Below are 11,311 nucleotides of genomic sequence, written 5' to 3'. Positions count from 1 at the left end.
CATGGCCGAACCCTGGCTCTCGGCAACGCCCGCCGGAGTGCGACTTTGTCCGCTGGTGGACATCGCCGAAAGCAGCGCGCGCAACTTCGTGCTCGCCATGCGTGCCGGCCGTTTTCACGGCTTCGTCGTTCGTCGGGGTGATGCCGTGTTCGGATACGTGGACCGTTGTCCGCACGCCGGCCTGCCGCTGGCACAGACGCTCGACGACTACCTGGCACCGGGCGGATCCCAGATCGTCTGCAGCTGGCACGGCGCGTTGTTCCGCGTCGAGGACGGCCATTGCGTCGGCGGGCCCTGCGCCGGCGCCGCCCTCACCGCTTGGCCGGTCACCGTAGCCGATGGCTGGATCGTGACGGCCTGACGCCTATCGGATCGCTGCCGAGCGCCCGACCCAGGCGTAGAGCGCCAGGCCCAGCAGGTTCCACAGCCCGAAGAACAGCTTGGTCGTGCCCGGCAGGCTCCAGAACAAGTAGATGCAGCCGCCGATCGCCAAGGGCCCGATCAGCCACGGCAGCGGCGTCGAGAACTTGCGCGGACCGTCAGGATCCCGGCGGCGCATGATGAGCATGCACGCGGCGACGGCGATGAACGCGACCAGCGTGCCGGCATTGGCAAGCGCGGCGATCTCGTCCAGCGGCGCCAGTCCCGCCAGCACGGAGACCACTGCCGCAGTGCCCAGCGTCATGCGCACGGGCGCACCGGTTCGCGTGCTGACCTTTGCGAGCGACTTGGGCAGCAGGCCATCGCGCGCCATGACGAAGAAGATGCGGCTCTGGCCAAACAGGAAGGCGAGGATGACAGTGGGCAGCGCGACGATCGCCGCCGCGCCGATGATCACCGCAACTTTGCCCTGACCCAGGCTGCGCAGGATCAGCGCCAGCGGCTCGGGGCTGTCGGCATAAGCCGTGAACGGCATCGCCCCGATGGCGACCGCCGCCACGCCGACGTAGATGGCCGTGCAGATCACCATCGAGCCGACGATGCCGATCGGCAAGTCACGGTCGGGCCGCTTGGTCTCTTCGGCTGCGGTGGAGATCGCATCGAAGCCATAGAAGGCGAAAAAGATGATCGCCGCCGCCGCCATGACGCCGTGCTGCTTGCCGTCGATCTCGTGCGGCGAGAAGCCGTAGGGCATGAACGGCTTGAACTGCGCGACATCGAAGTGCGGCAGCGCCACCGAGATGAACAGGATCAACGCGACGATCTTTACCCCGACGAGGGCGGCATTGAGTGTCGCGCTCTCGCGCGTGCCCATCGTCAGCACTCCGGCGACGGCGAAGACGATGAACACCGCAGGCAGATTGAACAGCCCACCCGCGTGCGGACCGGCGGTGAGCGCCACCGGCAGCGGTAGCCCGATGGCCGACAGAGTGCCCACCACATAGCCGGACCATCCCACCGCGACGGCGCTGACCACCAGCGAGTATTCCAGGATCAGGCTCCAGCCCACGATCCAGGCGATGAGTTCACCAACCACCGCGTAGGAATAAGTATATGCCGAGCCGGAGGCGGGAATGGCCGTCGCCACTTCGGCGTAGCACAAGGCCGCGCAGGCGCAGACCGCTCCGGCGATCGCGAAGGAGAGCACCACTGCAGGCCCCGCAAGACCGGCACCGATCCCCACCAGCGTATAGATGCCGGTGCCGATGATCGCACCCACGCCCATGGCGATCAGGTGCCACCAGCTCAGCGTCCGCCGCAGCGTGTGCTCGGAAGGAAGGGCCTCGACCGCGATCGACTTGCGGCGGTTCCAGTTACGCATGGCTCTTCCTCCCTTTTTCTGTCGGTTCAGGCAGTCGCGGGCACGGCTTCGCCGATCCGCGCCCGCGCGAGGCTGTCGGCCACCGTCGCGGGGGAGATGCCATCGTGGGCCGCACGCTCGAGAATGTCGCGCACCCGCGAGGCGATCCGGCCGACCCGGTCCGCCACCTGCTCCGACGTCTCGCCCAGGTACTCGGCCGAGACGTTGATAATGCCACCGGCGTTGGCGACATAGTCGGGTACGTAGGCGATACCGCGATCCAGCATTAGGGCTTCCGCACCGCCGTCAGCCAACTGGTTGTTCGCGCCGCCGCACACCAGACGCGCCCGCAAGCCGGCGATCGCCGCCGCATCGAGCACGCCGCCGAGCGCGCAGGGGGCAAAGACGTCGGCTTGCACGTTCACGATCTCGTCCGGACTGACGATCGTCGCGCCGGTCCGCGCCGCGACCATTTCGCATCGCTCGCGCGAGATATCCGCGACGAGCACGCGGGCACCCGCCTCGGCCAGCAAAGCACATAGTCCGGCACCGACGTTGCCGGCACCCTGCACCGCCACGGTGAGGTCCGACAGCTCGGCGTCATGGGCGAAGCGGGCCGCGGCGCGCATAGCCTCGAACACGCCCTTGGCGGTCCAGGGCGAAGGATCTCCGCCCGCGATGCCTGGACGTGCACTCAGTCCCGCAACGTGGCGGGTTTCGCGCGCCACCGTTTCCATGTCGGCAATCGTGGTTCCCACATCCTCGGCCGTGACATAAGCGCCATCCAGGTCGGCGACGGCGCGGCCGAAGGCGCGGAACAGGGCGTCACGGTCGAAAGGTCCGCCGGGCATTTGCAGGACGGCTTTGCCACCGCCGAGCGGAAGATCGGCCATGGCGTTCTTGTAGCTCATGCCCCGCGCCAGGCGCAGGGCATCGGCGATCATGGCGTCCTCATCGGCGTAACGCCAAAATCGGCAGCCACCCGCCGCTGGTCCCAGCGCGTCGGAGTGGATGACGATGACGCCGTCGAGGCCGCTCGCAGCGTCCTTCAGGCGGACGACCCGCTCGGCGTGGATGATCTCGTTTGCCATGTGGATTGCCTTGTCGATGAGGGAGTGCGGCCGGATGGATCTAGCGATCGACCACGGGCAGTTCGATGTACGAAGCGCTTCCCGCCAGGTGATGGAGCTTGTTATGCGCAATCACCGGCGTCGCCTCGCGCTCGTTGTCGCCGCCCGTGCCGAGATTGCGCGCGAACTTGGGGAAGTTCGAGGATGCGATCTCGATGCGGATGCGATGCCCGGGCAGGAAGGTGTTGCTGGTGGTGATCGGCGTCGGATGAATCTGGTAGATCTGCCCGGGCACGAGCGGCCTGGGGTCGACGTACCCGTCCCGGTAACGAGCGCGCAGGATCGTATCGCCCAGGATGAACGCCTTGCCGTCTGGCGCGACGTCGACGAGCTTGACGGCGAAGTCGCTGTCGCGCGCGTCGGACGAGATCGCCAGCACCGCCTCGACCGCGCCCGTCACTTCCAGCGGGCTGGTCATCGGCTCGCTCGTGTAGACGAGCACGTCGTCGCGTGCCTCCACCTGCCGCTGGTCCGCGGCGCCTGCGGACGACAGACCGCCGTTGCAGCAATCCGCGCCTCCAATCGTCGGTACCGGGTTGCTGGGATCATGCGTGTAGGCGTCGGCCGTTTCCGATCCATCGGGTGCGGCGCGATCGAGGCGGCCATCCCCCCACAGGCTGTTCGCCTTGCCCTGCGAGCGTAGATAGAGGCGCAGCGGATGCGCTTCCTTGGGCGGCCACTGCGTCGCCTGCTGCCAGCGGTTCACGCCCATGGTGAAGAACCGCACCGGCGCGGTGCTTGCGGCAAAGGCGCGGGTGTCGCCCTTCAGCCAGCGATCGAGGAAGGCGTAAGTCTGGCCTGCGGTATCAAACGTGGCATCGCCGAGGTCGCGGTCTCCCGAGCGAAAGTTCGGCCCCAGGTTGTCGAAGGCGCAATGGGTGTTGGGGCCGATCACCGCGAACTGGTTCTTGCGCACGCTCTCGCTGGTGGCAGCGGCGCGTGCGTGATTGAACAACTCGATATTGGGTCCGACGGTGATGTCGTACCAGGAACTGAACCAGAGCGACGGAACGCTCCAGCCCTTCATGGTATCGTCGAAGAACAGCCCGCCGCTGCGCCAGGCCGGGTCGGCCGGGCCCTTGCGCGCGATCATCGTGTCGAACAGGCCGGATGGTTCGCCCAGGTCCCTCAGCATGTCGGCATAAGGCAGATGGTTGATCTGCGCACTCCACTTCACCTCGGGCTTCTTGGGCGCGAGATCGTTGTAGCGCGCCAGCCGGGCGAGCGTCTTGGCATCGAGACCCTTGGGCAGTTCCGGGCGCAGCGGATTGTCCACGCTGTAAAGCCACACCGGCGATAGCGTGCGCGGCACGCCGCCCATGTAGAAGCTGCCCTGCTCCCAATAGCGGCCGACCTTGCCGATACCCGCACCGTAGGACATCGGCACCATTGCCGCGTGGGCGGGATGGTGCTGCGCCGCGAGCGTCAGCTGCCACTCCGCCGAAGACGAGCAGCCGATGGTGCCCACCGTGCCATTCGACCACGGCTGCTTGGCGATCCAGGTCAGCGTGTCGTAGCCGTCCGTCTGCGGCCGCCCCAGGATCTCCCACTTGCCTTGCGAGAAGTAGCGGCCGCGTTCGTTCTGGACGACCAAGGCATAGCCGTGCGCGACGGCATCCAGGGCGCGGCGGCTGGTCGCGGTCTTGTAGGGCAGTTCGCCGTAGGGCGTGCGCACCAGCAGCGTCGGCAGTGGAGCCTTGGCGCCCTTGGGCCGGTAGATGTTGGTGGCAAGCTCGACCCCGTCGCGCATCGGTACCATCGCCAGCATCTCGACAGTCGCCTTTTCACCCAGCTGCCGCTCCACGGCGGCATCGCTGAGGTCAGCGGGATTGTCCGCGAGTCCCGCGCTCGACACGGCGATCGCCGCGATGATCGTCACTGCCCTGCCCATCATCGCGGCCATACTCCGATCCAAGCCTCAGAACGTGCCGGGGAACGCGCCGCCATCGAGCAACACGTTCTGACCGGTCATGAAGGACGCCTGATTGCTGCATAGGAACGCGCAGGTGGCGCCGAACTCCATCGGATCGCCGAAGCGGCCAGCCGGGTTGCCGTCGCGACGCTGCCAGGTCACTTCCTCCACCGTCTTGCCCGAGGCACGCGCTGCGGCCTCGTTGGTCACCTTCAGGCGATCGGTATCGAACGGTCCCGGCAGCAGGTTGTTGATCGTCACATTGGCGCGGACGGTCTTGCGCGACAGGCCGGCGACGAACCCGGTCAGGCCCGAGCGCGCGCCATTCGACAGGCCCAGCGTGTCGATCGGCGCCTTCACCGCGCCAGAGGTGATGTTGACGATGCGACCGAAGCGGCGCTCGATCATGCCATCGACGGTGGCCTTGATGAGCTCGATCGGCGTCAGCATGTTGGCATCGAGCGCGGCGATCCAGGTGTCGCGATCCCAGTTGCGGAAGTCGCCGGCCGGGGGGCCGCCGGCGTTGTTGACCAGGATGTCGGGGCTGGGGCATGCCTCGAGGGCGCGCTGCCGGCCATCGAGGGTGGTAATGTCCGCGGCGATGGCGGTGACGGTCACGTCGGCCCGGCGCTGGCGGATCTCGGCGGCCGTCGCCTCGAGCGCTTCCTGCCCACGCGCGACGATCACGACGTTCACGCCCTCATCGGCCAATGCGATGGCACAGGCGCGGCCCAGGCCCTTGCTGGCGGCGCAGACCAGCGCGGTACGCCCTTTGATTCCCAGATCCATTCTTGTGTTCCTTCTTAGGATCGCCTGCGGATCAGCGCAGGCTTTCGCAAAATTCGACGATACGGTTGCAGGCGGTGACCAGGGTCTCGGTCGATGCGGCATAGGACAGGCGGAAGGCCCCTTCGCTGCCGAAGCTGGAGCCCGGCACGATGGCGACGTCGGCTTCTTCCAGCAGCGCCTCGGCGAAGGCCAGGTCGTTGCCGATCGCCCGGCCCTTGGGCGTGGTGAGGCCCACCGTGCGAGCGCAGGACGGGAAGACGTAGAAGGCGCCTTCCGGCCTGTCGCACTCCAGGCGGTCGGTCCGGCCGAGCAAGTCGAGCACGAGGTCGCGGCGCTCGGCGAACAGCGCCCGGCTTGTCGTCAGGAAGTCCTGCGGGCCGGTCAGCGCCTCGAGCGCGGCCCATTGGGCGATGGTGCACGTGCCTGTGGTCTGCTGGCCGGTCAGCTTCTCGATCTGCGCGATCAGGTCGGTCGGCCCCGCGGCGTAGCCGACCCGCCAGCCCGTCATCGCATAGGCCTTCGAGACGCCGTTGACGGTGAGAGTGCGCGAGGCGAGCGACGGTGCAACTTCGGCCAGCGTGGCGAAGCGGAAATCGTCATAAAGCATGTGCTCGTAGAGATCGTCGCTCATGGCCCAGACGTGCGGATGATCATCGAGCACCTCGGCAAGCGCGCGCAGCTCATCGGCGGTATAGGCACTGCCGGTCGGGTTCGAGGGCGAATTCAGCACCAGCCACTTGGTACGCGGCGTGATCGACGCCTCCAGCTGCGCTGGGGTCAGCTTGTACCCATCCTCGCGGCGGGTCTGCACGATCACGGGAACGCCGCCAGGGAACGCCACCAGATCGGGATAGCTCACCCAGTATGGCGCCGGGATGATCACCTCGTCGCCGGCATCGAGCGTGGCGGCGAAGGCGTTGAAGATGATGTTCTTGCCGCCCGGCGCCACGATCGTTTCGCGGGTGGTGACATCCATGTTGTTGTCGCGGCGAAACTTCTCGACGATCGCGGCACGCAGCGGGGCGATGCCCGCCGTCGGTGGATAGCGCGTCTCGCCGCGATGGATCGCCTCGATCGCGGCGTTCCGGATGTTCTGCGGGGTATCGAGATCGGGCTCTCCCACCGTCAGGAACACCACGTCGCGGCCCGACTGCTTCAGCGCCCTGGCGCGTTCGGTGAAGGCGATCGTGGCCGATGGCTGCATCCGCAGCATGGCCTGAGAGGCGATAGTCGAAGTCGTGCTCATCGTGCCGCCATCTCGCGCCGGTAGCGCTCCATCGTCTGTTCGTTGGGCGGATAGAGCCCCCCCAGTGCGGCGCCGGCATTCACTTCGGCGAGTGCCCAGGCCTCGAACCGTTCGGTGTCGCGCGACTCTTGGGCGATCGCCTCCACCAGCGCCCGGGGCACCACGACAGCCCCGTCATCGTCGGCGATGATCACGTCGCCGGGGAACACGGACACTCCGCCGATGCCGACAGGGACCTGGTAGTCGGCCAGGAACAGGCCTTCGGGCGAAGGCGGCGGAACGGTGCCGTCGGCCCAGACCGGCCAGTCGGAAGCGAGATGCCCGGCAAGGTCGCGGATCGGACCATCGGTGACCAGGCCGGCAAACCCCATGTTGCGCATGTGCGCGGCAACGATGTCGCCAAACACGCCGGCATTGGTGATGCCATGCGCCGCCGCGACGATCACCGAACCGGGCGGCAGATGCGGCAGGATGCCACGCGCGGACTTGGGTCCGGTCGCGGATTCCGAGGTGGAGATATCCTCGCGCGCCGGAATGAAGCGCATTGTCGCCGCAGCCGCAACCAGCCGGGGCTGGCCCTGGCGCAAGGGACGCGGGCCACGAAGCGAGACGCGGTGCAACCCATGCTTGCGCAGCACCGTGCTGACCGTCGCCGCCGAGCTTTCGCGCAGCGCTTCCAGCCACTCAGGGGCGAGATCGATCATCGTGCGCCACCCGCCACAGGTTGGACATGACCATAGTCGGAGCGGGCGGCATCCTCGGAGATACGTCCCTCGGCCAGGTCTCGGGCAATGTCTTCGAGGGAACGCTCCGCCGGCGTGCCGCAGCCGCCGCCGCCCGGCGTCGCGATCAGGAGGCGCTGGCCGGCCTCGATGAACACCTGCCCCTTGCCCGGCACGGGTGTGCCGTCCTCGCGCGTGATTTCGCCCGGCGCACCGGCCCCGCCCCCGGAGCGGCCGCGAGCTGGGTACTTGATCCGGTCGAACGCCGCGTTGAGGCGCAGGCGCGACGACCGCGCGCTGGAAAGCTCGATCAACTGGCCCTGCCCGCCCCGGGTCCGCCCCTGCCCACCGCTGTCGGGCCGCAGTTCCTTGCGCCAGAAGATAACCGGAGCCTGAGCCTCGGCAATCTCGATCGGAGTGGTCTTGATGCCGGAGGGGAATGCCGTCGCGGCCAGCCCATCCTTGCCGAAGCGTGCACCCATGCCGCCGCTGGTCGTGACCGACAGGGCGAAAGGATCGCCTTGCGACGGGCCGTCCGGCAGCACGCCGCGCAGCGAGATGTTCCACATGCACGAGGCACCCTCGGCCGGCACCCGCTCCGGCACGATCTGCGCGAGGCAGCCGAACACCAGGTCGGGCACCATCTGCCCGATGACGTGGCGCGCGCCGACGGGCGAGGGCTTTTGCGCATTGAGGATCGATCCGGCACGCGCGACGACCTTGACCGGCGACAGCGACCCGCTGTTGTTGGGGATGTCGGGCGAGATCGCGCAGCTGATGGCGAAGCTGGCATAGGCCGCCGCATAAGTCAGCGGGACGTTGATGCCCTTGGCAATGCAGTCGGCGCTTTGCGAAAAGTCGATCACGATGCCATCGTCGTCGATCGTCATCGTCGCGCGCAGCGGCAGCGGCTCGTCATAGCCGTCGACGATCATCTCGTTGTGCCAGGTGCCCCGCGGCAGGGCGCGGATCGTCTCGAGCGCGGCCTTGCGTGAGGTGTCGACGATGTGGTCGGCGACATCGTCGATGCCATGCAGGCCGAACTCGACCATCGTCTCCGACAGGCGGCGCACGCCGATGTCGTTGCAACTCGCCAGCGAGTACGTGTCGCCCACGGTGTCGATCGGCAGCCGGGTATTGGCCGAGATCACCGCCATCAGCGTCTCGTTGACGATACCCTGGTCGATCAGCTTGAGCGCGGGCAGATAGAGCCCTTCGGCGAACACATCGAGCGCCTCGGTACCGGCGCCCAGCCCGCCCACGTCCATCATGTGGCTGGTGCAGCAGAACAGCGCCACGCAGCGTCCCTCGTGGAACGAAGGCGTCAGCACCACGAAGTCGTTGAGGTGGCCGGTCCCCTTCCAGGGATCGTTGGTGATGAAGGCATCGCCTTCGCGCATGGTTTCCAGCGGAAACTGCTGGAGGAAGTGCTGCACCGAGGCCGCCATCGTGTTCACGTGGCCGGGCGTGCCCGTCACCGCCTGAGCTAGCATGCGGCCGCGGGTGTCGAAGATGCCGACCGACACATCGCCGCAATCGCGCACCAGCGGGCTGAACGCCGTGCGGATCAGCACTTGCGCCTGCTCCTCGACCAGCGCGAGCAGGCGGTTCCACAGCACCTGGAGCCGGATCGTGTTGTTCATCCTTGCCGTCATCGCTTCAGACCGCCTTGCGCTGCATGATGATAAACCCGCGCTCGTCCACCGAGGCCTGGAAGGACTGGGGCACGAACGTGGAGGTTTCCGCCTCCACCACCACGGCTGGCCCTTGCAGCAGACCATGCCGCGAGAGACTGCCGCGGGTGACGACCGGCACGTCGATCCAGCCGGACTGGTTGCCGTCGAACACCCGCCGGGTTTCGCGCCCGCCATCGTCGGCGTCCCACGCCGCAGCGGCCTGGCTTGCGCTTTCGGTGTCGGCCGTTGCCAGCACCGACCAGTTGAGGATTTCGACCGCGGCATGCGGGATCGAGCGCGAGAAGAGCTGCGCATACTCCGCCTCGAAGAGAGAGAGCAGCGCCGCTGCGTCGAGCGGCTCACCTGCATCCGGCAGCGCGACCGGGATCTCGTGCCCTTGCCCCACATAGCGCATGAACGCGGTGCGGCGGACGCTGACTTTCACCGTGTCGGCATCGACCGCCAGCAAGCCGCGCGCTTCCACCACCATGGCGTCGAGCAGCGCTTCGGCCTGTTCACGGTCAAACGCGGCAAGCGGCATGCGCAGACTGCGCACCAGATCGAAGGAGACTGGCGCTTCCAGGAAACCCACCGCCGATCCGACGCCTGCACCCAACGGGACGATCACGCGCTCGATCCCCACCTTTTCCGCAACCGTGGCCGCGTGCAGCGGCGCTGCGCCGCCGAACGCGATCATGGCGTATTCGGAGACGGCTTCCCCGCATTCGGCGGCATGGACGCGCACGGCGCTGGCCATGTTCTCGCACACCGTCTCGAACACCGCGTGCGCAGCCATCGTCGCGGTCAGGCCGAGGTGCGTGCCGACAACGTTCTCCAGCGCCTGCCCAGCTCGATCCGGATCCAGCACGATACGGCCACCGGCGAAGTTGCCACCGTCCAGCAAGCCGAGAACAAGGCCAGCATCCGTGACCGTCGGCTTGGTGCCGCCGCCGGGATAGCAGGCGGGACCAGGCTCAGAACCCGCGCTTTCAGGGCCCACCGTGACACGCCCCAATGCATCGACCCCGGCGATCGAGCCGCCGCCCGCGCCGATCTCCACCAGTTCGATCGAGGGGATGCGCAGCGGAATGCCGCTGCCTTTCATAAAGCGATGCGTGCGGTCGACTTCGAAGGAGCTGGCCGACGTCGGCTCGCCCTTGCGGATCAGGCAGACCTTGGCGGTGGTGCCGCCCATGTCGAAGGCAATCGCCCGCTCGAGGCCCATTTCGCGTGCGCGGCGCGAGGCATAGATCGCGCCCCCGGCCGGACCGGATTCGACGAGCCGGATCGGATAGCGACGCGCCGTTTCCACCGAGGTCAGGCCACCGCCGGAGGTCACTAGGAACAGCTTGCCGGTGAAGCGGTCGCTCTCCAGTGCATGGACCATGCGACCCAGGTAACCATCGACCATGGGCTTCACGAACGCGTTGGCGACCGTGGTGGAGATCCGCTCGAACTCGCGGATCTCGGGACAGACATCGGACGAAAGCGACAGCGAGATCCCAGGCAGCGCGGCCGCGATCATCTCGGCGATCTCGAACTCATGCGCCGAATTGGCATACGCATGCAGGAACCCGATGGCGACGCTGTCGATCCCGGCATTGCGCAAGGTTTCGATCGCCTGCTCGGCATCGGCGCGATCGAGCGGCAGCAGCACCTCACCCGATGCCGCGATGCGCTCGCCCACGCCGATGCGCAGCTCACGCGAGACCAGCGGGACCGGTTTGGAAAGTTGGATGTCGTACTGATCGAACCGGCCCTCGGTGCCGATCTCCAACACGTCGCGGAACCCGCGGGTGGTGATCAGGGCGACCCGCGCTCCCTTGCGCTCCAGCAAGGCGTTGGTCGCCAGTGTGGTCCCGTGGACGAACGTGCCGACGTCGGCGAAGCTCACGTCCTGCTCGGCCAGCAGCTGGCGGGCACCGTCCAGCAGCCCGATCTCGGGATGCCCCACGTTGGTGAGCACCTTGCGGGTGACGCGACCGAATGGGCCGGTCAGCACGAGGTCGGTGAATGTCCCACCGATATCGGCGGACAGCGACAGGGTATTCACATCATCGGTCAAAAGAGCACCAGTTCGTAGAGGCAGCGGCAA

The 11,311-nt window shown here is 67.4% G+C and carries 9 protein-coding genes; 1 reads left to right on the top strand and 8 read right to left on the bottom strand.

Translation table 11 applies throughout. The features are described 5' to 3' along the window. The first annotated feature begins 1 nt into the window (after position 1). Positions 2-361 carry a Rieske (2Fe-2S) protein gene (locus tag HNO88_RS06295; protein ID WP_184243239.1) on the top strand — a complete coding sequence of 120 codons (360 nt, stop codon included), beginning with the start codon at positions 2-4 and terminating at the stop codon, positions 359-361. Positions 362-364: 3 nt separating this feature from the next. On the opposite strand, the gene HNO88_RS06290 is transcribed toward HNO88_RS06295, so the two are convergent. The 8 genes from HNO88_RS06290 to HNO88_RS06255 are packed head-to-tail and all read right to left on the bottom strand — an operon-like array spanning position 365 to position 11,281. Further along, on the bottom strand, positions 365-1,762 hold the full coding sequence (locus tag HNO88_RS06290) for an amino acid permease (protein ID WP_184243238.1): 1,398 nt from the start codon (positions 1,760-1,762) through the stop codon (positions 365-367). A 26-nt stretch (positions 1,763-1,788) separates the two neighbouring features. Beyond that, positions 1,789-2,832: a Glu/Leu/Phe/Val family dehydrogenase gene (locus tag HNO88_RS06285; RefSeq protein WP_184243237.1), complete on the bottom strand. Its 1,044-nt coding sequence runs from the start codon at positions 2,830-2,832 to the stop codon at positions 1,789-1,791. 40 nt (positions 2,833-2,872) lie between these two features. Beyond that, complete coding sequence (locus HNO88_RS06280) at positions 2,873-4,774, bottom strand: CocE/NonD family hydrolase (RefSeq protein WP_221419857.1); 1,902 nt, start codon at positions 4,772-4,774, stop codon at positions 2,873-2,875. Positions 4,775-4,789: 15 nt separating this feature from the next. Next, positions 4,790-5,572, bottom strand: coding sequence for an SDR family oxidoreductase (locus tag HNO88_RS06275; protein WP_184243236.1), 783 nt, complete (start codon positions 5,570-5,572; stop codon positions 4,790-4,792). A 31-nt stretch (positions 5,573-5,603) separates the two neighbouring features. Then, the gene (locus HNO88_RS06270) at positions 5,604-6,818 is read right to left on the bottom strand and encodes a pyridoxal phosphate-dependent aminotransferase (protein ID WP_184243235.1); all 1,215 of its coding nucleotides are present in this window, start codon (positions 6,816-6,818) and stop codon (positions 5,604-5,606) included. Next, a complete protein-coding gene (locus HNO88_RS06265) occupies positions 6,815-7,522 on the bottom strand; it encodes an RraA family protein (RefSeq protein WP_184243234.1) in 708 nt (235 codons plus the stop codon). The genes HNO88_RS06270 and HNO88_RS06265 overlap by 4 nt, the downstream gene beginning before the upstream one ends. Beyond that, positions 7,519-9,183 carry a hydantoinase B/oxoprolinase family protein gene (locus tag HNO88_RS06260; protein ID WP_221419856.1) on the bottom strand — a complete coding sequence of 555 codons (1,665 nt, stop codon included), beginning with the start codon at positions 9,181-9,183 and terminating at the stop codon, positions 7,519-7,521. Before HNO88_RS06260 ends, HNO88_RS06265 begins: the two co-directional genes overlap by 4 nt. 16 nt (positions 9,184-9,199) lie before the next feature. Next, positions 9,200-11,281: a hydantoinase/oxoprolinase family protein gene (locus HNO88_RS06255; RefSeq protein WP_246381233.1), complete on the bottom strand. Its 2,082-nt coding sequence runs from the start codon at positions 11,279-11,281 to the stop codon at positions 9,200-9,202. Between the last annotated feature and the right edge of the window lie 30 nt (positions 11,282-11,311).

Origin of the sequence: Novosphingobium chloroacetimidivorans, from assembly GCF_014204535.1 — a bacterium.
Lineage (GTDB): Bacteria > Pseudomonadota > Alphaproteobacteria > Sphingomonadales > Sphingomonadaceae > Novosphingobium > Novosphingobium chloroacetimidivorans.
The sequence above is the reverse complement of the archived record's forward strand: the minus strand, read 5'-3'. Positions and strand labels throughout refer to the sequence as shown.